At 62.5% G+C, this 19,988-nt stretch carries 18 protein-coding genes and 2 pseudogenes; 5 read left to right on the forward strand and 15 right to left on the reverse strand.

Annotation, left to right across the window (positions count from 1 at the left end; translation table 11 throughout):
- Nucleotides 1-3 precede the first annotated feature (3 nt).
- The 4 genes from ACTGJ9_RS32635 to ACTGJ9_RS32650 all read left to right on the forward strand — a co-directional run bounded on the left by ACTGJ9_RS32635 (nucleotide 4) and on the right by ACTGJ9_RS32650 (nucleotide 5,197).
- Complete coding sequence (locus ACTGJ9_RS32635) at nucleotides 4-681, forward strand: ion channel (protein ID WP_456674396.1); 678 nt, start codon at nucleotides 4-6, stop codon at nucleotides 679-681.
- Between the two features lie 158 nt (nucleotides 682-839).
- Entirely contained in the window at nucleotides 840-2,054 is a 1,215-nt protein-coding gene (rocD, locus tag ACTGJ9_RS32640; protein WP_456674397.1) for an ornithine--oxo-acid transaminase, read from the forward strand.
- A gap of 339 nt (nucleotides 2,055-2,393) precedes the next feature.
- Nucleotides 2,394-3,584, forward strand: a complete 1,191-nt coding sequence (locus ACTGJ9_RS32645) for a hypothetical protein (RefSeq protein ID WP_456674398.1) — start codon at nucleotides 2,394-2,396, stop codon at nucleotides 3,582-3,584.
- Nucleotides 3,581-5,197, forward strand: a complete 1,617-nt coding sequence (locus ACTGJ9_RS32650) for a hypothetical protein (protein WP_456674399.1) — start codon at nucleotides 3,581-3,583, stop codon at nucleotides 5,195-5,197. The genes ACTGJ9_RS32645 and ACTGJ9_RS32650 overlap by 4 nt, the downstream gene beginning before the upstream one ends.
- A gap of 66 nt (nucleotides 5,198-5,263) precedes the next feature.
- Here the strand turns inward: ACTGJ9_RS32650 and ACTGJ9_RS32655 are convergent, their stop codons facing one another.
- The 5 genes from ACTGJ9_RS32655 to ACTGJ9_RS32675 form a co-directional block, all read right to left on the reverse strand.
- Nucleotides 5,264-5,641 carry a hypothetical protein gene (locus ACTGJ9_RS32655; RefSeq protein ID WP_456674400.1) on the reverse strand — a complete coding sequence of 126 codons (378 nt, stop codon included), beginning with the start codon at nucleotides 5,639-5,641 and terminating at the stop codon, nucleotides 5,264-5,266.
- A 367-nt stretch (nucleotides 5,642-6,008) separates the two neighbouring features.
- A complete protein-coding gene (locus tag ACTGJ9_RS32660) occupies nucleotides 6,009-6,659 on the reverse strand; it encodes a hypothetical protein (protein WP_456674401.1) in 651 nt (216 codons plus the stop codon).
- Nucleotides 6,660-6,807: 148 nt separating this feature from the next.
- Nucleotides 6,808-7,113: a hypothetical protein gene (locus ACTGJ9_RS32665; protein WP_456674402.1), complete on the reverse strand. Its 306-nt coding sequence runs from the start codon at nucleotides 7,111-7,113 to the stop codon at nucleotides 6,808-6,810.
- Nucleotides 7,114-7,176: 63 nt separating this feature from the next.
- A complete protein-coding gene (locus tag ACTGJ9_RS32670; RefSeq protein WP_456674403.1) occupies nucleotides 7,177-8,199 on the reverse strand; it encodes a tetratricopeptide repeat protein in 1,023 nt (340 codons plus the stop codon).
- Complete coding sequence (locus ACTGJ9_RS32675) at nucleotides 8,124-8,978, reverse strand: adenylate/guanylate cyclase domain-containing protein (protein ID WP_456674404.1); 855 nt, start codon at nucleotides 8,976-8,978, stop codon at nucleotides 8,124-8,126. The genes ACTGJ9_RS32670 and ACTGJ9_RS32675 overlap by 76 nt, the downstream gene beginning before the upstream one ends.
- 255 nt (nucleotides 8,979-9,233) lie before the next feature.
- Here ACTGJ9_RS32675 and ACTGJ9_RS32680 point away from each other — a divergent pair, with 255 nt between their 5' ends.
- On the forward strand, nucleotides 9,234-9,341 hold the full coding sequence (locus ACTGJ9_RS32680) for a Spy/CpxP family protein refolding chaperone (RefSeq protein ID WP_456674405.1): 108 nt from the start codon (nucleotides 9,234-9,236) through the stop codon (nucleotides 9,339-9,341).
- A 162-nt stretch (nucleotides 9,342-9,503) separates the two neighbouring features.
- On the opposite strand, the gene ACTGJ9_RS32685 is transcribed toward ACTGJ9_RS32680, so the two are convergent.
- The 10 genes and pseudogenes from ACTGJ9_RS32685 to ACTGJ9_RS32730 form a co-directional block, all read right to left on the reverse strand.
- Nucleotides 9,504-9,734 (reverse strand): hypothetical protein, encoded by a 231-nt coding sequence (locus tag ACTGJ9_RS32685; RefSeq protein WP_456674406.1) that lies wholly within the window; start codon nucleotides 9,732-9,734, stop codon nucleotides 9,504-9,506.
- Nucleotides 9,735-10,469: 735 nt separating this feature from the next.
- On the reverse strand, nucleotides 10,470-11,333 hold the full coding sequence (locus tag ACTGJ9_RS32690) for a sugar phosphate isomerase/epimerase family protein (protein WP_456674407.1): 864 nt from the start codon (nucleotides 11,331-11,333) through the stop codon (nucleotides 10,470-10,472).
- A pseudogene (locus ACTGJ9_RS32695) lies at nucleotides 11,333-12,522 on the reverse strand (dihydrodipicolinate synthase family protein). Before ACTGJ9_RS32695 ends, ACTGJ9_RS32690 begins: the two are co-directional and overlap by 1 nt.
- Before the next feature lie 136 nt (nucleotides 12,523-12,658).
- Complete coding sequence (locus ACTGJ9_RS32700) at nucleotides 12,659-13,810, reverse strand: Gfo/Idh/MocA family protein (protein WP_456674408.1); 1,152 nt, start codon at nucleotides 13,808-13,810, stop codon at nucleotides 12,659-12,661.
- A 5-nt stretch (nucleotides 13,811-13,815) separates the two neighbouring features.
- Nucleotides 13,816-15,203, reverse strand: a pseudogene (locus ACTGJ9_RS32705) (enolase-like domain-containing protein).
- Between the two features lie 4 nt (nucleotides 15,204-15,207).
- Complete coding sequence (locus ACTGJ9_RS32710; protein ID WP_456674409.1) at nucleotides 15,208-16,056, reverse strand: ABC transporter ATP-binding protein; 849 nt, start codon at nucleotides 16,054-16,056, stop codon at nucleotides 15,208-15,210.
- Entirely contained in the window at nucleotides 16,053-17,045 is a 993-nt protein-coding gene (locus tag ACTGJ9_RS32715; protein ID WP_456674410.1) for an ABC transporter substrate-binding protein, read from the reverse strand. The genes ACTGJ9_RS32710 and ACTGJ9_RS32715 overlap by 4 nt, the downstream gene beginning before the upstream one ends.
- Before the next feature lie 109 nt (nucleotides 17,046-17,154).
- Nucleotides 17,155-17,964 carry an ABC transporter permease gene (locus tag ACTGJ9_RS32720; RefSeq protein WP_456674411.1) on the reverse strand — a complete coding sequence of 270 codons (810 nt, stop codon included), beginning with the start codon at nucleotides 17,962-17,964 and terminating at the stop codon, nucleotides 17,155-17,157.
- A gap of 234 nt (nucleotides 17,965-18,198) precedes the next feature.
- Nucleotides 18,199-18,858, reverse strand: coding sequence for a TetR/AcrR family transcriptional regulator (locus ACTGJ9_RS32725; protein ID WP_456674412.1), 660 nt, complete (start codon nucleotides 18,856-18,858; stop codon nucleotides 18,199-18,201).
- A 203-nt stretch (nucleotides 18,859-19,061) separates the two neighbouring features.
- The gene (locus ACTGJ9_RS32730; RefSeq protein WP_456674413.1) at nucleotides 19,062-19,910 is read right to left on the reverse strand and encodes a VOC family protein; all 849 of its coding nucleotides are present in this window, start codon (nucleotides 19,908-19,910) and stop codon (nucleotides 19,062-19,064) included.
- Nucleotides 19,911-19,988 lie beyond the last annotated feature (78 nt).

The raw sequence follows: 19,988 nt of genomic DNA on the forward strand, positions 1-19,988 counted from the left end.
GTCATGAACATCGATCAATTGCGCGAACGCTGGGCCGATCCGGCCCTGACGGTGCTGACCGTACTGCTGGTGATCATGATGTTCGTGATCTCGCCGTTGCAGGCGCTGGGGCTTTTTGCATTCCAGGTGTCCGAGCTCGTACTGGCGCTGCTGCTGGTCTGCGGCATCTTCGTGATATCCGGCAGCCCGGTCGCGGTCGTCGGCATGCTGATCGCGCTCGGGATGATCGTGACCGGCGCGATCCTGCGGATCAAGTCTCCGTCCATTCTCGACCTCAATCTGTTCGCGGGGTCGTGGTTCATCGTGGGAACGACGATGGCCTGGGCGGTGGCGCGCCAGACTTTTGCGCCGGGGCGCGTGACCTATCATCGCGTGATCGGCGCCGTGCTGTTGTATCTGACCGTCGCGATCATCTTCGCAGCCCTCTACACCTTCATCGGCTCGCTGGATCAGGACGCTTTCGTCAGCATGAAGGTGGAAGACAGTCCCAGGCTCGCAAGCGAGGTCATCTATTTCAGCTTCGCGACGATGACCACGACTGGCTATGGCGACGTCGCCCCGCTGCACCCGGTTGCGCGCAGCCTGTGCAACATGGAGGCCATCTTTGGCCAGCTCTTTCCCGCGACGTTGCTGGCGCGTCTGGTCACGCTCGAGATCGCGCATCGCGATCAGGACTCCTGAAAAGCCAGGCCCAAACAAAAATGTCGAAAACAACCCCATGCACAGTAGGGGCGCGGGTTGGTCGAAAATGCCCGGTGGATGCGCGGAACCATTTGACACGCCGGGGCAAATCGGCAGCATCGCGCAGGTCCCAAGCTGCCCAATGGGAGTGACGAAAAATGAGCTCGTCGGTCATTGATCTCCTCGCGACGGAAGCACGCTTTGGCGCCCATAATTACCAGCCGATCGGGGTCGTCCTGACGCGCGGCGAAGGTGTCTGGGTCTGGGATACCGAAGGCGACCGCTATCTCGATTGCCTCTCCGCCTATTCCGCGGTCAGCCAGGGCCACTGCCACCCCAAGATCCTGGCAGCGATGGTGGAACAGGCACACCGCCTGACGCTCACCTCGCGCGCCTTCCACAACGACCAGCTCGCCTTGTTCTATGAGGAGATCGCGGCGCTGACCGGCTCCCACAAGGTGCTGCCGATGAACAGCGGCGCCGAGGCGGTCGAAAGCGCGATCAAGTCGGTGCGCAAATGGGGCTATGAGGTGAAGGGCGTGCCGGACGGCCAGGCCGAGATCGTCGTCTGCGCCGACAATTTCCACGGACGCACGCTGGGCGTCGTCGGCTTCTCGACGGACGCTGAGACCCGCGGACACTTCGGGCCGTTCGCGCCGGGCTTCAGGATCATCCCGTTCGGCGATGCCGCTGCCCTCGCAGCAGCGATCACGCAAAACACCGTCGCCTTTCTGGTCGAGCCGATCCAGGGCGAAGCCGGTGTCATCATTCCTCCAGCCGGCTATTTTACCAGGGCCCGGGAGCTCTGCACCGCCCACAACATCATGCTGGTGCTCGACGAGATCCAGACCGGGCTCGGCCGCACCGGCAAGCTGCTCGCCGAGCAGCACGAGGGCATCGAGGCGGACGTGACGCTGCTCGGCAAGGCCTTGTCCGGCGGCTTCTATCCGGTGTCGGCCGTGCTCTCGAACAACGACGTGCTCGGGACATTGCGACCCGGGCAGCATGGCTCGACCTTCGGCGGCAACCCGCTTGCCTGCGCCGTGGCGCGCGCGGCGATGCGCGTGCTGGTCGAGGAAGGCATGATCGAGAACGCAGCCACGCAGGGCGCGCGCTTTCTGCAAGGCTTGAACGACATCCGCGCCAACACCATCCGCGAGGTGCGCGGGCGCGGCCTGATGCTGGCGGTCGAGCTGCATCCCGAGGCCGGGCGCGCACGCCGCTACTGCGAGGCGCTTCAGGCCAAGGGCATCCTCGCCAAGGACACCCATGAGCACACGATCCGCATCGCCCCGCCGCTGGTGATCACCAGCGACCAGGTCGACTGGGCGCTCGAGCAGTTCGCCGCGATCCTGACGCAGGATTTTTCTTGAGACTGACTGCGTCAGAGGATCGCAACGCCGGCCGCGGCCAACAACGAACCAGTCCGCTACCTGCGCGCTGAAGGTTGGTCACTCGGCGCGTACACATAGATCGATCTTGTTTGGTGCAGGCTTGCCGCCGGTCGAGCGCGCAATCGCGCCCCATTCGGCCGGCCGTTCGCTCGCAGGTTGCAAACACGCCGCCTCCATGATGAGGCCATGCCGGCTGAACGGCTATCGCGAGATGCCGGCATGGAGTAGAATTCATCGACAACGACGCCAGGCACACGTTCCGTACACCATTGAGCTCCGTCACAGGATGGCGGGCGCCTCAAGCAGGAGGGGTGGCAGATGGCAGATGAAGTTGCTCGCGGACCGCACGATTCAGCGGAGTGGCGTCCCAGCAAATATGCGCTCTGGAGCGAGCGCTGGGGCGACGCGGTCAACACGCCGACCTCTATTTTGTTGCGTCATCCAACGGCTCCATATCGGGTGACCGTCCGCAGAATTGATGATTCCAATATGCAGCGTGTGGGAAACGAATACCTCAAAGCGGTGATGGCGAACCGCGATATCGATCCGCCCATCAAACTGCCGAAAGTATTCACAACTAAATCGAGAGACTTCTTCAAGCGTCGCTTTTCGGGCTTCATCCGGTGGCTGCCCCTTCGCTGGCCTCCTGCGCATCTGGACGCCCCCGATGCCGGCAACCCGTTCGTATCGTTCCGAGTTGAGCGTAAGTCGCGCGCGCGCGCTGTTGTCGATCAGACCGTGATTCTGGTGGCTTCCGAGTGGATTCCCGATCCCAAATCCAAGCTCAAACCGCCCGGCCATTTCCTGGGCTCAGGGTTTGGCATCCGCGTGGTTGCGCATGTGCGACCGGCAAACGGAGGATACGAAATACGCATCACCGGGATGACCGCGTCCCTTCCGTTCGGCCCTTACAGCACCGAGGAAGTATTCAATTTGCTGGGGAAGGACGGGAGGGAGAACGCGTTCGCGCCGATCTTCGAAACGGACAGGCTTTTTCAGGTCAAGACCGAGATGTCCGCGCAGCTTGGTTTGAAAAATCAATCCGTCTCCATTCGAGGCGCCCGGATCGCCACCGCACCCGACGGAACACCGCGTGTGCAATGGCAAGCCGCGAGCAAGCCCGAGACGGATGGCAGCCGAACCAGGACTACGCCATATTCGTTCGTGTTCTCGGGGACGCCGGAAGAGGCTGGGGCTCTTGTCAGCAAGGTTGAGCTCGTCGCCGATGCGGTGACGCCTGGACATGCGTGGGTGTTTCCGCTTGATCCTGCGTCGCAGGAGCCGCCGACTGATCTTCGCAAACGGCGTCCGACACGCAGCGAAGAAACACTCGAGTATTATCGCGACAATGAGGAAATCACCACGCATCAGGCGGATCCGTTGATTTACCAACGAGCCGGATCCATCGACGAAGAGGTGTTGGTTTGCCCCGGATTTGTCCTTGCCGACGGTCCTCCCCCTCCCCTTACCCGGGAGATCCGAAGACGGTCGATCTGCCCGACAGGTTGACACCTCTCGTTCGATCGAACGACTTCGCGGCCATCAGCGCGTACAACAATGTCAGGCAATTCTTCCAGCGGCTCGAGGCGTATGGAATTGATGCGGTTTCGTACTTTCGGATCGCCAGCCTGCCGCTCAAGGTCTTTTATCGCTCCGGGGTGAGGCCAGGCCCCGGCAAGGACGGCCAGACCGTCAATGCGCGTGTTCTTCCGGAGGGCTGGCTGGTCGACTACGTCGGACCGACCAAGCTCAGCGATCGTCCGATCCTGCAACTGCATTTGGCGCTGGCCGACCTTTCGACCCGGGCGCGCAAGCCATGGGACGGAATCAACCGCTCGCAAGCGGAGCCGCTTGGCATCGCGGCCGACGCGCGCTGGATCTGGCACGAGATCGGGCACGTGCTTTTGATGTGCTCGGTCGGTGAGCTGGAATTCCGCTTCGCCCACAGCGCCGGCGACGCGCTTGCAGCGATCGTCTCGGACCCGCAATCGCAATTGGCGGGAGACGGCAATTGGCGTGGCGCGACATTCCCGTGGGTGTTTACGCCCCGTCGCCACGATCGATGTGTGTCGCATGGATGGAGCTGGGGCGGCTCATTGCACTATGCGATGTCCCAGGTGCCCGATTCAACGCCGCCCCGCCGCAAGGGTTACTGGACCGAGCAGATTCTTTCATCATCGCTGTTCCGGCTGTACCGCGCCATCGGCGGTGATACAAAGCTGGTGGGAACGCAAAACCAGCCTGACCAATTCGCCCGCGAGTCGGCTTCGCACTATTCCGTCTACCTCATCATGAGAGGGATTCAGATTCTGCCGACATCGACCACCGTATTGGCCAACGAGCCGGATCAGCTCGTCTCGGCGCTGATCGACGCTGACATCGGCACCATTCGCTGGGACGTCAACTTTACGGTGACCTTTCCTCCGCCCCCGTCGTACAGCATCCAACCGCTCTCGTTCCACAGGATCGGCGGCTGTGTGCACAAGGTCATTCGCTGGGCGTTCGAAGTCCAGGGCCTGTATTCCGTTGCCGGAACGATCACCAACGCTCCAGGCCTTCCACCGCCGGTCGACATCTACATCCTGGACCGGCGGCCACTTTCGGAAGCCTCGCCCTACGGCGCTATCGCGTATGGGCCGGGCAGCTACAATCCGGTCTCGCTCGATTGGGATCCCCACCAGTCCGGTTCAGATGCTCCGCCCTTGTGGCAGGCCGACCAAAGCGCGATCATTGTGTCGGGGGGCAATATTTCCGTGCAGGTCGGAAACCGCGGCGGTCAACAGGCAACGAATGTCGAAGTCACCGTTTGGTGGCACGCATGGCCCAGTGGTCCTCCGCCGAAATGGACGTCACTGGGGTCAACGACATGGACACCGTGCACCCCATCACCGGGCGCCGGCACGACCATTGACCCAGGTGCGCCGCCTGTCGAATTTGATTTCACGTTCAACCCACCGTCATCCGGCACCCGCTATCTGGTGCTGGCTATCGCAACCTGCGTGGACGATGCTGCCAACACTGATTCAGCGACGTCGTTCCCGTGCAGCCAACTGCCCACGGAACTCATTGACCTCGTACCCAATGACAACAATCTCGGTCTCATCGTCGTTGTCAGCCCCTAGCGGCAGCCCAATGGTATGCGTGCGCTTTGTTGTTCAGGTCGGCCGAGCAGAAGGGACAAGGCCCGGTCAGGGCCACTTGCTCGGCCACTCGGCGGTTGCATGGGCGAGCACCGAGTAGAGCGTCGGACAATTGATGCGGCCTGTCGTGTTGTCGTGCAGCAGCGCGCGCCAGAGACCGGCTGCAATGTGACGACTTCCAGCCGAGTCGGAAGCATAGTGGACGCCAAGACGTTCGCGGTTCTTGGCAAGACGCTCGCCAAGCCAAAGCAGCGGCGATGTGAGTTCGCCCCGCCCCATCAACGGGTTTGCCAGAAGTAAGGCCGGCACAGGCGGCGGCGTACCCTCACCCGTGGGGGTGGTGTCAATCGGGACGCCGTTGGCGTCGCCAACTCCAAAGCTGTTGGCAGTCAAGCCGGAGGCCAGTACGAAATAGGTGGTGCCCACGCCGATTGGCGCCGGCGGCGGGTTTCGCAGAAGTACGGCCGGTACAGGCGGCGGCGTACCCCACCCGTGGGGGTGGTGTCGATCGGGACGCCGCTGGCGTCGCCAACTCCAAAGCTGTTGGCAGTCAAGCCCGCGGCCAGTACGAAATAGGTGGTGCCCACGACGATCGGCGCCGGCAGCGCAGGCGCACCAGGACCAGATATCTGCTGAAACTGGACCGGATCTCCTGCGCTCAGCCCGTGCGCAGTTAACGCGATTAATGTAACAACTGCGGGGTTGGCTTGCGAAATCGTCATCCTCAGCGCAGGAGACACCTGCTGAAACTGGACCGGATCTCCGGCGCTCAGCCCGTGCGCGGTCAACGCACTTAAGGTGGCGACCGCGGGGTTGGCGAGGAGATAGTCACGGCCGGATAGGGGTCGACCACCTTACCCGGCGTTCCGTCGTAGGGAGCGGCGAACATGCCGAAGCGCTGTCTAATTGCCGGTATCTCGAGGAGCAGCAGCGCGATCAAATGTCCAAGAAACGAGTGTCCGCTCGTGAACGAGGGATGCATAGGCGGACCGAACGGGGGCGCCAGGCCTGGGCATAGCGTCGACGGGCGGACGCGACTGAACTGCTGCTTGTAATAAAAATAAGCGATATTGCCGATGGCGAGCCCGCAGTTGACGAGCTCCATTGTCCACGGACGCCGGGATTCACTCGTATCGATGAAGGCGGTGATGTAGCCGGCAAGGCCATCCGCCTGCTCGATAATTTCGGCCATATAGCGATCGCGATCGTCCTGCATCAGCATTTGCAGTTGTTCGATTTCGCCGAGGATCGAATTGAAGGCAGCGTCCTTCGCCGCGGTCCATGCGGCGGGCGAGGCGCCGGCGCCGGCGTTAGGATTTTCAGGATTTAAAAGGGGATCGGGCTGCCACGCGAGATCGAGGCTCTCCAGCCAGCTCATCGCCAGCAGGTCAGCCCGACCGAATTGCCATTGACCGGGCTGGCCGCCGAATTCCCGCGCCGCCATGATTGACGGTCGAGAGGATCGACGGCCTTCAGCCATTGAGTGAGCTGAAGGTCGTATGGAAGCGCCCAGAACCGCAATGCCGGGTCCCAGTCATCGGTCGTCCATTCGAGGAACGCATCCTGCCCGGTTATGTCGACCTGATACGGATTTACAGTTTCCGGCCACGGATACGGCAGATTCCCAGCGTCATCCGGAGTAAAGTCGAGTGCCCAAGATCGATAGCCCAGGTCCGAGGGGGTCGCGTAAAAACTGCGCCCCGTGCCGGGCCCCGCATCGGCGCCCGCTCCAGCACCTGCGCCCGCTCCAGCACCTGCGCCCGCTCCAGCACCTGCGCCCGCTCCAGCACCTGCGCCCGCTCCAGCGCCTGCGCCCGCTCCGGCGCCTGCACCCGCTCCAGCGCCTGCGCCCGCTCCGGCGCCTGCACCCGCTCCCGCGCCTGCGCCCGCTCCGGCACCTGCGCCCGCTCCTGCTCCAGCTCCCATAATAAGCCTCCCAGGTGCTTGAAATTTGTACTTGGCTATTCCGGCAACCCCGCGGCGCGCAATCCCTTTGCCAACCGATCCAAATCATCTCGTCGGCGCAGCGGATACCAGGATATGAACGCCGAGACTTTAAACGTAGGTTCAATTGCGAGAAGCTGTCGAGCGGCCAATTCGGCTTCCGCTTCGTCGCCCGACAATGCAAGTGCGGATGCAAGTGTTCGTAAGCAGGCAATAAAGCGGGGATTTGCCCTCCGGGACCTGCGAAGCCAGACAATTGCTTCATCGTAGCGCCCAGCGACAAACTCGGCAATGCCCGCCACGATCCAAAAATAGAAGTTCAGTGGGTCGAAGGGATTAAGACGCCATACGTTCTGCAATCGCTCCAGCGCCTCGTCGGGCCGGCCCAGATAGGCGAGCGTCAAAGCGCTCAAGCCCCACGCGAACGCTGCGTTCTGATTGAGCGCCAGGGCTCGATCAAAAAGCTCTAACGCCTCTTCAGGCGATCCGACCATAAAGGACAGGACGTGTCCGGCAACAGCAAGTGCAAACGGGTCGTCAGGATCCAGTTCGATGGCTCGCTGCGAAACAACGAGCGCCCGCGCCCGGTCAGCGTCGAAATCGAGCGACCAGCCTTCGCCGATCAGGAAATTGAGCCACCACGCGAGGTAGGCATGTGCCTGCGCATAGGATGGGTCGAGCACGATCGCCCTTTCGAGAAGCTCGCCAGCTTCGCGATAGCTCTCCTCTGTGAAGGAATATAAACGGGACATCGCCCGGAGCACGCAATGGAATGCGTCCAAACTCTCGGTTGGCCGATCACCGACCCGAGCCATCTCAACTGCACGCACGCGCGGCTCAATCGACGACAATATGCTTGTGGCAATTCGATCCTGAAATTCAAACAGGTCGTTGGTAGACCCCTCGTACCGTTGGGCCCAGATCGAGACATTTCCCAAAATGTCGGTCAACTCTGTGTTGATTCTCAATCGCGTGCCCTGGCGTTGGACGCTGCCGTCCAGCAAGTAACGAACGTCGAGCTCACTGGCGATCTGCCGCAAGTCTTTTCCCCGTCGCGATAACGAAGGGTAGAATTGCGCGCAATGACGTAAAGCGACCGATTTCTGGAGAGGCCGGTAATGATCGAGTCAGTGATCCCCTCACCATAGTAGCTGTCGTCGTCGGTACCGCTGATCGTGCGGAACGGCAGCACCGCGAGCGTCGGCTTGGACGCCCATTGCAGATATGGCTGCGCGATCTGGTGGTCGTTGTCTCCCTCGGTCCATTCGACGGAATAGACATGAACGGTTCGCATGATATTTTTCATCACAGGTGCGCCGAGGTGATGAAATGTCAGTGGCAGTCGATTGACAACATAGTCGCGGACTGCCGCCGTGACCACTATTTGGCCGGGCTGCGCGGCCTGGTGGATACGAGACGCAACGTTGACGCCGTCCCCCTGCAATATTCCATCTTCGTCGATGATATCGTCGACGTTGATGCCAATGCGAAGATGCAGGGCGAATGGATCCTTGTCGCCGACGGCGTGCTCTTGTGCACGCTGAACGTCGGTAGCCCAGCGCACCGCGTTCACAACGCTCGGGAATTCGACCAGCACGGCGTCGCCTGCGATCTCGGCGATCCGTCCACCGTGCCGAGCCATGTGAGGCTCCATGATGTCCGTGCGCAACGCTTTCCAGCGCATCACAGTATCGACGTCCCTCAGACCCATGAGCCGGGAAAAGCCAGCTACATCGGCAAAGGCTATGGCAGCAAGCCGCCTCGTAATCATCGACGGTGCGATGGACGGCGCTGCTGTCGCTTGCTCAGCCTGATTCATGCGCACATTGTCATTTTAAAGGACCAAGTACCCGGACACCTTCCGAGCAGTGACGCGCGATCGCTGAACACTACAACATTTGGTTGACCCGCGCGACTCATCGAGCAGATGGGTGACGTCTCGTTGTCCAGCCACTGTTTTGCAACCTGGAGCGCCAAACCATGAGATGGTCCTCAAACCAGAGTTGACGTCCGTCCTCCTCCCAAAAAGGCCGGCATCACCCCACAGAATGCCAGAACGGGGGGCATCAGGGACATGACAGCCGCCAAGCCGGTCGAACCCGCCATGAAGGAGTTCTATGCCACGCTGAGCAGCGAACAGAAGGCGCGCTTCAACACGCAGCAACTGGTTGCAAGCCCATGAGGGCAGCGTCGCATTCTCTTGTTGCAATTTGCGCTACGGCCGAACGACGTGGAGTAACGCAACCGCCCTGCTTCAATGCTTGACGAAAACGTGCATGTCCGGGCGGCGGCTCTCTATGAGACGTGCGGCGGCACGGAATGCAAACGACAGCCTCGTTCCTCCTCACGCCGCGGAAATCGTCTTCGGTCCGGCGTCATTCGTGTTTGTGATCGGCCGCTCTATCTCATTTGCGCTAACGGCGTTGCATTGCTGGAAGTAAGAAGACAACTCGAGATCGGCCAGGTGATCCCAGTATTCTGCTTCTGCGAGCAGCTTCCATTTGTTCACGCTGTTGTAGGCGGCCTGTTGACGGCACAACGAACCCATCGCACGCAAGCGTTGCACTTTTTCCATTGCGAACCTCCTTCGTGCTGGCTTGTTTACAAGCGCATTTGTGTTGTCGCAGCTTCGCAGATTGGACTGACCAGTGATAGTCCCGTGTTTGACGGTCAATCGATGATAGCGCAATCTTTTCACCGAATAGCGAGGCCGGCGATGCGGGCACTGACGGCAGCAAAAGGCGCTGCGCAGAATGACAGCCCTTTCGGCCTGCGCTCTACGAGGCGCATTCCATTTCAGGACTGAAATTTTAATTGTGAGCAGGCCTTGCTGGATGGTGGTTAGCTGTGACCGGGGCCGGACAAGGTTTGATCCCGAAACTATTTTAGCCTTGGCCCATTGGACTGCAAGACCGCCTTCGGGCGGTCTTTCCTTATCGCCTCAACAAAACGGGCGGGGACCGACCACGCCGGAGCGTTCGGCAATGTCGCAGGCCCTGCCCAGGCCGATCACAACAATGGCCCCGACGATTGCACGCCGGGGCCATTCAAGATCATCAGACAGGGTACATCCGCCGTGCCTGCTGATCGTTGATGCCACTGATTACCGCATCGGATCTTGCACAGACTGTGGCAAGGCTGCGGCATCGGGATGATGATATTCTGCCCCAAAGCCGATGGCTGTCCACCTCGTCATTAGTGGTACTCCAGCCAGTTCGCTGCTCTGCAGCAGTTGGCGCTGAGCAGCGGGTAAAGGCGCGCCTCAACTCGCTGCAACAGGGCGCAAGCCCGTGGGGGCAGCGCCGGCGGCCTACACCATCGTGTTGTGCCGTTCGATGCATGTGCGCAGCACCTCGTCCATCGACCTGCCCCACCAGTCGTTCGAGAAAATCTCGATCTCCGAATAGCCGGCAAAACCCTGCGCCTCGACGGCCGCGCGCGCCGACTTGATGTCGATGACGCCGTCGCCCATCATGCCGCGGTCGTTGAGGATGTCCCTGGTCGGCACCAGCCAGTCGCAGACGTGGAATGCGAGCAGCCGATCCTTGCCGGCGCGCGCGATCTGCCCTATCAGCTCCGGGTCCCACCAGACGTGATAAACGTCGAGCGCGACCCCGAGCATGCCGCCACGGCCGGGATCGAGCCGGTCGCAGATGTCGAGCGCCTGCTTCGTCGTGTTGACGCAGGCGCGGTCGGCCGCGTAAGCCGGATGCAGCGGCTCGATCGCCAGCGGCAGCTTCGCCTGCTTGGCGTAATCGAGCATCTCGGCGAGAGCTTCCTCGACCTGTCCGCGCGCCGCCACAATATCCTTCGACGCTTCGCTGCCTGGCCGAGAATATTGCGGCAGGCCGCCGACGACGAGCACGATGCAGGGCGCACCCAGCGCCTTGGCTTCATCGACGCAGCGGCGGTTGTCGTCACGCACTTCGGTGCGGTGCGAAGCATCGGAAGTGAACATGCCGCCGCGGCAATAGCCTGATAGCTCAAGACCGGCATCACGCACGGCACGCACCGCGCGATCGAGACCGACAGAAGCGACCTGGTCGCGCCAGGGATCGATAGCGCGGATACCATGCTTCGCGCAGGCATCGACGATCTGAACGAGGTCACCCTGCTTGCGGACTGTCGCCGTGTTCAGCGACAGCCAGCGGTGGTTGGACGAGAAATCGCGCATCAGGCTTCCAGTCCGTGCGAGGCCAGCACGGTCTTCATCCGCCGCGTCGCCAGTTCAGGATTGGCGAGCAGCCCGGCTTGATCCGCCAGCCGGAATAGCTCGGCCAGATGCAGCATCGAGCGCGCGCTCTCCTGACCGCCGACCATGGTGAAATGGTCCTGATGGCCATTCAGGTACGCCATGAACACGACGCCGGTTTTGTAGAAGCGCGTCGGCGCCTTGAAGATGTGGCGCGACAGCGGCACCGTCGGGCCCAGTACGTCGTGGAAACCGGTCTCATCGCCGGCAGCGAGCCGCGACAGCGCATACGACGCCGCGGGCGCGATCGCATCGAAGATGCCAAGCAGCGCGTGCGAAAAGCCCTTCTCGTCGCCGGCGATCAGCTCCGCATAATTAAAATCGTCGCCGGTATACATCTTGATGCGCTTGTCGAGGCGCCGGCGCATGTCGATCTCGCGCTGCTTGTCGAGCAGAGAGACCTTGACGCCGTCGACCTTGGCGGCGTTGTCGTTGATGATGGCCACCGCGATGTCCATCGCCTCGTCGAGATCCTTGGTGCCCCAATATCCCGTCAGCGCCGGATCGAACATGTCGCCGAGCCAATGGACGATCACGGGCTGCGCTACCCCGACAACACGCGGTCATAGACCTTGGCATAGTCGTCGGCGTTGCGGCCAAGCTTGGCCAGCGCGCGCGACGCCATCAAGATGATGCGACCGCCGACCTTTTCGACCGCCGAGATCTGCTCCTCATAGGCGCGGATCACGTCCTCGAGGCTCTTGGCGTCTTCGACCGCGAGATGGTCCGTGCCTGCGCCGGAGAACACCAGCGCGTTGCGGCGCTTGGCGGCGCCAACCGAACGCGTGATCAGTTCCAGCGAGGTCGGCCAGTCCAGCCCCATGCCGCGCTGCGCCGTGTCCATGGCCTCGGCCACGCCGAGACCGAGATCCCAGACGTGCTCGCGGAAGGCGATGGTCTTGTCCCAGTCGACGGCTGCGGAGAGCCAGGGGTCGTTGTCCGCGAAGGGATCGACGACGGTATGCACGGCCGAGAAGGCGATGCGGTTCAGCGGTCCCTCGACCTTCGTGGGGAACGTGCGCGAGGCCGCAAGCCGGTAAGTCTCGATCGACCGATCGGCCTTCGGCAGCTTGAGCGACAGTGACGACATCGGCAGGACGGGCTTGTTCATGATTTCGAACCTCTCCCCGTCATTGCGAGGAGCGAAGCGACGAAGCAATCCAGACCGTCGCCGCGGAGGGACACTGGATTGCTTCGCTTTGCTCGCAATGACGGCTTGGTAAACATCGCGACTTATCCGATAAATTTCAGGCCTTGATCGGGGCGACGTCGATCCAGCGCCGCTCCCTCCAGCTCTTCAGCGCGCATTCGGCGAGTTGCACGCCCTTGACGCCCTCGAGCAGCGTGAACTTGTAGGGCGCATCCTCGTAGACGTGACGGATGAACATCTCCCACTGCTCCTTGAAGCCGTTGTCGTAGGTGACGTTGTCGGGCAGCTTCTGCCAGTCGCCGTAGAAATCATGCAACCGCTTCTCGTCGGGATTCCACAGCGGCCGGGGCGTTGCCTGACGCGCCTGGATCATGCAGTCGGTGAGACCCGCGACTGCCGAACCATGCGTGCCGTCGACCTGGAAGGTGACGAGATCGTCGCGATAGACACGCGTGACCCAGGACATGTTGATGTGGGCGATGACGCCGCCCTCGAGCTGAAAGGTCGCGTAAGCGGAATCATCCGCGGTCGCCTTGTACTTCTTGCCCTGCTCGTCAAAGCGCTCGGGAATGTCGGTGTTGCCGATGCAGACCACGCTCTGGACGTTGCCGAACAGATTGTCGAGCACGTAGCGCCAGTGGCAAACCATGTCCAGAATGATGCCGCCGCCGTCCTCGTCGCGGTAGTTCCAGGACGGCCGCTGCGCCTCCTGCCAGCCGCCTTCGAACACCCAATAGCCGAACTCGCCGCGCACCGAAAGGATACGGCCGAAAAATCCGGAGTCGCGCAGGAACGCGATCTTCTTCAGGCCGGGCAGGAACAGCTTGTCCTGCACCGTGCCGTGCTTGACGCCCCTTGAATTGGCGAGCTTGACGACTTCGAGCGCCTCCTCGAAATTCGTCGCGATCGGCTTCTCGCAATAGACGTGCTTGCCGGCATTGATCGCCTGGGTCAGAAGGCCCGGCCGCGCCTGCGTGGTCGCGGCGTCGAAGAACATAGTGTCATTCTTGTCGGCGAGCGCGGCGTCGAGGTCGGTGGTCCAGCGCGTGATGTTGAAGCGTTTTGCGAGTCCCTCGATCTTCTCGGCGCTGCGGCCGACCAGGATCGGGTCGGGCATGATGCGATCGCCGTTCTTCAGGCGAACGCCGCCCTGGTCGCGGATCGCGACGATCGAGCGGATCAGATGCTGGTTGAGCCCCATGCGGCCGGTGACGCCGTTCATGATGAGGCCGAGGCGTTGCGTGGTCATGCCAACTACTCCCAAAGTGATTTTGGCTGTTCGAGCGGGCGAAGTGTCGGCCAGTCCGGATGGACCGACGTCGCAAAGCCCGTTGCTTGAAGCGATCCCGTCAGGAGATCGCCGTTGTGAATGGAAAGCCGGATGCCCTGCCCGGCATCGGCGTAGAGATCGGGATGCGCGGCCGCGAAGGCCTGCGCTTCGGCAGCCGGCGTGTCGCCAAAGCCGTCGACATAGTGATGGCCGTTGCGCTCGGCGTGGGTGACGCCGATGAAAGCGCCGAGCGCGAGATCCTGCTGCACGGCGAGGCCGGCCTGGCAGGTGAGGTCCTCGCCGGTCACGCAGAACCTTTCGCCGCCCGCGCTCCATTTCGCCGCGCGCGTTGCGTTGACGATGGACTTGTAGAGCCCCTTGCAGGACTTTGACGAGATGCCGCGATAGCCGAGCGCGCGCGCCGCGGGGAACGCGTCGTAGGAATCGTCGGCCTCGTCGATGATGAAGCCGCGCGCGGCGAGCGAGCCGAGCGGCGATTGCCGGGTGATGTCGCGCGGCATGGGCTGCTCGACATAGAGCAATCGCGACGCGATCGGCCGCAGCGCCGGCTCGCGATCCAGCCGGTCGATCAGCGCCTGCAGGGCGGCAAGGTCGGCATATTGCTCATTGGCATCGAGCGTCACCTTGCAATCGCGCCCGAGCGTGTCGAGTTCCTTGCCAATGCGCGCCAGCCGCGCCGCATCGGCCGCGGGATCGCCCGACAGTTTCAGCTTGAAGTAATTCGCACCGGCGTTCTCGTGGGCATCGGCAACGCCGCCCTTGCCTTCGACGGTATCGTCGAGGCCAACGGTATGCCTGATCGCAACGCGCGGCAGCGGCTTGCGGCCGGCGAGGAACGTCGTGAGATCCGCGTCCTTCAGGTCGGGCGACAGGCGCGCATCGATGCCGGCGATGTTGGCTGCCATTCCGTCGAAAAATTCGTCCCGGTGGCGCGGAGCAGCGCATCGAGGATCGCCTTGTCGATTTCCGCCGGACCATAGGCCGCGGCAAGCGCCGGAATGTTCTGCTTCGCGCAGGTCGCGACCTGGGCACCGATGCAGGACGCGTGCAGATCGAACGCCGTCTGGAATCCGGCCCGCGCCAGATAAAGCCCGCGCGCGATCTCCAGCGAGCGCCGCAAGCCATCGACCGTCTGCGCCGGCGACAACTCCGGCCTCTTGTCGAACCATTTGGGCACCAGCAGCTCGGCGGCGGCGCCGACCGCAACACCGCCGCCCTCGGCCTCGATCTCGACCCGCACGAACAGCTGCGGCGTCGCGTTGATGGTGACAGCGCCAAAGCGGAACGGCCGCGCGAAATGCACGGGGCGTTCGAAGAAGGCGATGTCTCGCAGCTTCAGGCGCGGCGCCATGATCCTAGTCCAACGACCCCTGCGAGAAGAAATGCTTGCGGATGCGTTGCACGAGCTCGGTGAAAACAGGGTCGGCCATCACGTCGAGCGAGCGCGGGCGCGGCAGCGGCACGTCGTAGATCGCGGCGACCGCGCCGGGGCGCTCGGTCATCACCAGCACGCGGTCGGCGAGGAACACGGCCTCCGGAATCGAATGCGTGATCAGGAGCACCGTCTTCCTGGTCTCGCGCTGGATCCGCATCAGCTCGACATTCATGCGTTCGCGCGTCAGCGCATCGAGCGCGCCGAACGGCTCGTCCATCAGCATGATCCTGGGATCGTGCACCAGCGCGCGGCAGATCGAGGCCCGCTGCTGCATGCCGCCGGAGAGCTGCCAGGGCAGCTTCTTCTCGAACCCTTCGAGCCCGACCAGCTTCAACAGCGCCTTGGCGCGGACGAGATATTCGTCCCGCGGCAGCCGTTTCATATCGATCGGCAGCATCACGTTGGAGAGGATATTGCGCCAGGGCAGCAGCAGCGCGTTCTGGAACACGATGCCGACATTGCCATGCGGCTTCGTCACCTTCTCGCCTTCAACCAACACCTCGCCAGCGGTCGGCGGCAGCAACCCCGAGATCAGCTTGAGCAGCGTGGACTTGCCGCAGCCGCTTGGGCCGACCACGACGAAGAACTCGCCGTCGTTGATGTGGAAGTCGAGCGGCCGCAGCGACGGCACATCGCCGTCGCGCGTCCGGTAAGTCTTCGAGACGCCTGAGAGCTTGATGCCAGGCGTGCCGCCGGCAGCCCGGTCGCTCACCAGTCTCAGATGCGCGGCCGGCTGCACGGTTTCACTGGTTACTGCGGCTTGCTTCACGTGCCACTCTTCGGCAGGTAATCGTTGGTGTAGAAGGCCTTCGGGTTCTCCTTGGCCTTGGCATCGAGCCCGCCATATTCCACCATGAGGTTGACGCTGTCGGTCATGTTCTGGTCGGTGACCTGGAAGGGCCGCTTGCTCTTGGTCTCGGCCGTCCGGTAGAGCGGAATTGTCAGCTCAAAGCCCTGCGTCAGCGTGTCGATCTTGCCGCCCTTGGGGTTGGCATCGAGGATCGACTGCGCTGCAGCCTTCGGCTCCTTCTCGGCGGCTTCCACGGCCTTGGTCGTCGCCGACATGAAGCGGCGGACGAGGTCGGCATTGGCTTTCACGTAGTCGGAGTTGGCGATGATGCCGGAGGAGACCATGTTGATGCCGTAGTCGGCAAATTTGATCGGATAGACGTCCTTGCCGGTGGCATCCTTGATCTTCATCGACTGGTCCATGACATAGCCGAGCAGCAGATCAGCCTGGCCGTTGATGACGGCGTTGAGCTTGGTCTGGCCGTCACCGGCAACGGTGGTGAAGTCGCTTTCCTTCAGGCCGGTCTTCTTCAGGAACAGCGGCCAGATCTGGGTCATGGAATCGGCCGGCGTGATCGCCACCGTCTTGCCCTTGATGTCTTCGGGCTTCTTGATGTTCTTGTCGACGAAGCCCATGACGGACATCGGGCTGGTCTGCAGCAGCACCCCGGTCGCGATCACAGGTGCGCCCTTGATCGCGGCGCGCATCATGGTGGGAACGTCGACATAGCCGAAATCGGCCGTCTTGGCAGCGACGGCCTGCGTGGTCGCAGCCGAACCGCGGCCTTCCTGGATCTCGAGGTCGATGCCCTCGGCCGCGTAAATGCCCTTGGCCTTGCCGTAATAGAACGGCGCGTGCTCGCCATAGACATACCAGTTCAGCATCAGCACGACCTTGTCGGCCGCCTGCGCCGGCGATACTGCAAACGCCATCAGCGCCACAGACGCAGCTCCAATCCACCGCTTCATCGTCACTCTCCCTTGTCGTTATGTTTCGGCCGTTGGTGGCCGTTGCTTCACGTATTGTTTGAGCATGATCTTGTCGGAAAACCGCTGCGCACTTTTCCGGATCGTGCTCCTAAGAGACGAAAATCACGTCTTCGCGCTGGCTGACATGCCAGGGAATGACCAGCTTCTCGATCCGGTCGACGATCCAGAACAGGATGACGCCGAGCAGCGCGAGGATGACGAGGGCCGCGAACATCGTCGGCAGGTCGAAGGTGCCAATCGAGCGCTGCATGACGTAGCCGATGCCGGAATTGGAGCCGACGAACTCACCGACGACGGCGCCGACCACGGCGAGCGTCACCGAGACTTTCAGGCCGGAGAAGATCGCCGGCAGGGCATGCGGCAGGTTCACTGCGCAAAACACCTGGAAGCGGCTGCCCTGCATGGCGCGGGCGAGATCGACCATATCAGGGTCGACCGACTTGAAACCCTGGACGGCGGAGACCACAACCGGGAAGAACCCGAGCAGGAACGCCGAGATCACTTTCGGGACAATGCCGAAGCCGAACCAGACCACGAACAGCGGCGCGATCGCGATCTTCGGCACGGATTGGGAGAACACCAGCAGCGGATAGACGTAGCTCTCCACGGTCTTGGAGCCCGCGATCAGCATCGCGACGGGAATGCCGAACAATGCCGACAGCATGAAGCCGCAGACGGTCGCATAGGTGGTCGGCCAGGACTGCCGCAGCAATTCCGGCCAATCGGTGCGCAGTACCGCGACGACATCGGCGGGTGCTGGGATCTGGTAGGCGGGAATCTTGAACAGCCGGATCGCGAGATCCCAGGCCACGACGATGAAGACCAGAAACAGAAACGGCCGCACCCAGGCCGCATTCAGCATCTTGGACACCGCACTTTGCGGTTTCAGCTCAGCCACGCCTCACTCCCGGCATTCTTTTTCGTTCGGGGAAGAAATTAACCCGTTGGATAAATACTGTCCAGCGGTTTCCGTGTGACGTTTTGTCGGGTTCCGCGCCCACACCCTCGGTGTCATTCCCTGCGAAGGCGGAATCCAGTACGCCGCGGCTTCTCCGTACCCCATCAGCGTCTCTGGAATACTGGATCGCCCGCCTTCGCGGACGATGACAGCGGTGATTGAGGAAATAACGGGCTAAACCGTCTGCGCCACCGCGGTGCGCGACTTCGGCCCCTTGGCGATCTCGAACAACGCGGCGGTCTGCCCCGTCAACGCGGCCAGCACGAGGCCGACCATGTGCGCAAGCCGCTCGTCCTTGGCGTCCTTGGCGAGCAGATCGCGGCCGAAGATCACGCTCAGTGTCGCCGAATTCGAAAGATAGAAGAAGCACAGGCCCGCGATCGAGATGTAGAGCTGCACCGGATCGACGGCGACCTGGAAATCACCGCTCTCAACGCCGCGCCGCACCACGGTACGGATCATCTCGACGAAGGGCGAGTGCATCGACTTGACCTTGGTCGAGCGCTTGAGGTGCTTTGCGCGGACGAGGTTCTCGGTCTGGAGCAGTGACAGGAATTCGGGATTGCGCAGGAAGTAACCCCAGGTGAACTCGATCAGCCGCTTGATCGCCTCCGGCGGATCGAGATGTTCGAGATCGAGCCCCCGCTCCTCGCTGCGGATCTTGTCATAGGCGCCTTCCAGCACCGCGAGATAGAGGTCATCCTTGTTGCCGACGTGGTAGTACAGCATGCGCTTATTGGCGCCGGCCTTGGCCGCGATCCGGTCGACGCGCGCACCGGCGAGCCCGTGAGCGGAAAATTCCTGCTTGGCAGCCTCGAGAATGCGCAGCCGCATCCCTTCCGGATCGCGCTGCCATCTCAGAGTTCGCTTTGCCTTCGCTGTTGTCAAACCGGGTGCTCGCTGGGTGCTTACGGTTTGCGATGTACCACGCCCCCGCCGTCATTGCGAGGAGCGAAGCGACGAAACAATCCAGAGTGTTAACGCGGCGGGATTCTGGATTGCTTCGCTCCGCTCGCAATGACGGAGGAGAGCGTCGCTCACCCCGCTGGCTTCGGCGAACGCTCCAGCAGCACGGTCTGGATGCCGCAGGTGCCGCTCCGCACGGTCATGATCCGCGTGCCCGGCTTGCGGCCGTTGCGCACTTCGGTGACGTCGAGGCCGGCGGCGAGCAGGCGGGCGCGGGTGGCATCGATGTCGGAGACGCGCCAGCTCAGGCCCCAGAGACGGTCGTGCTGCGAGTCCGCGCCCGCCACGGGGCGACGTACCACCTCGACGATGAGATCGCCGCAGCGGAAGAACATCAGCTGCCCCCAGTCGTGGTGCGAGCGGTCGAGCGCCAGATCGAGCCCGAGCCGCGCACCATAGAGTGCGGCGGCGCGATCCGAATCCTCGGTGGTGATCACCACGTGGTCGAGCCCGTCGATCGACGCGATTTCGGTCGCAACCGACTTCGGACGCTCCTCGGCGAGTTCGAGGAAGAACATGCGCACGCCGCGCGTCAGCTCGGTCGCGGCCCGCGTGCGCTTCCAGTGCAGCGCCGCTCCGCTCGCATCATCGCTGCTCTCGACCTCGGCGACGGGATCCGGCTTCAGCGCCACACGGTCCAGCCGCCGGTGCATCTTGCCCATGTCTGCGACACGAAAGCACAGGCTGGCGAGCACGCCCTCCTGGTCGTCGAGCAGCGCACGCATCCGGTCCGCCGTCGCGGTGAAGCCGCTCGGCGCCATCAATTCGATGGTCATGTTCTCGAGGGTGAACAGCACCCGATCGGCGCCCTCGCCGGAATTCTGCCAGGCCGGCGCGCGCCCCAGGAGTGTCTGATAGGCGGCCTTCGCCGCACCGATATCCTTGACCAGAGCGACGATGTGATCGAGGCCGGTGATCATGTTTGTCCCTTTTGATCGACCTGGAACCAGCGGCCGAAAAACGGCATTTGTCCGGGCTTGGCATGGGTCTGACATGGT

This window comes from Bradyrhizobium sp. RDM12 (genome assembly GCF_051917485.1).
In the GTDB taxonomy this organism is placed as follows: Bacteria; Pseudomonadota; Alphaproteobacteria; order Rhizobiales; family Xanthobacteraceae; genus Bradyrhizobium.

Bases quoted from the DNA above. Each gene is read 5' to 3' on its own strand.
- ACTGJ9_RS32635 (WP_456674396.1), top strand. From the start codon at position 4: ATGAACATCGATCAATTGCGCGAACGCTGGGCCGATCCGGCCCTGACG.
- rocD (WP_456674397.1), top strand. From the start codon at position 840: ATGAGCTCGTCGGTCATTGATCTCCTCGCGACGGAAGCACGCTTTGGC.
- ACTGJ9_RS32645 (WP_456674398.1), top strand. From the start codon at position 2,394: ATGGCAGATGAAGTTGCTCGCGGACCGCACGATTCAGCGGAGTGGCGT.
- ACTGJ9_RS32660 (WP_456674401.1), bottom strand. From the start codon at position 6,659: ATGGCGGCGCGGGAATTCGGCGGCCAGCCCGGTCAATGGCAATTCGGT.
- ACTGJ9_RS32675 (WP_456674404.1), bottom strand. From the start codon at position 8,978: ATGAATCAGGCTGAGCAAGCGACAGCAGCGCCGTCCATCGCACCGTCG.
- ACTGJ9_RS32680 (WP_456674405.1), top strand. From the start codon at position 9,234: ATGACAGCCGCCAAGCCGGTCGAACCCGCCATGAAGGAGTTCTATGCC.
- ACTGJ9_RS32685 (WP_456674406.1), bottom strand. From the start codon at position 9,734: ATGGAAAAAGTGCAACGCTTGCGTGCGATGGGTTCGTTGTGCCGTCAA.
- ACTGJ9_RS32690 (WP_456674407.1), bottom strand. From the start codon at position 11,333: ATGCGCGATTTCTCGTCCAACCACCGCTGGCTGTCGCTGAACACGGCG.
- ACTGJ9_RS32700 (WP_456674408.1), bottom strand. From the start codon at position 13,810: ATGACCACGCAACGCCTCGGCCTCATCATGAACGGCGTCACCGGCCGC.
- ACTGJ9_RS32715 (WP_456674410.1), bottom strand. From the start codon at position 17,045: ATGAAGCGGTGGATTGGAGCTGCGTCTGTGGCGCTGATGGCGTTTGCA.
- ACTGJ9_RS32725 (WP_456674412.1), bottom strand. From the start codon at position 18,858: ATGCGGCTGCGCATTCTCGAGGCTGCCAAGCAGGAATTTTCCGCTCAC.
- ACTGJ9_RS32730 (WP_456674413.1), bottom strand. From the start codon at position 19,910: ATGATCACCGGCCTCGATCACATCGTCGCTCTGGTCAAGGATATCGGT.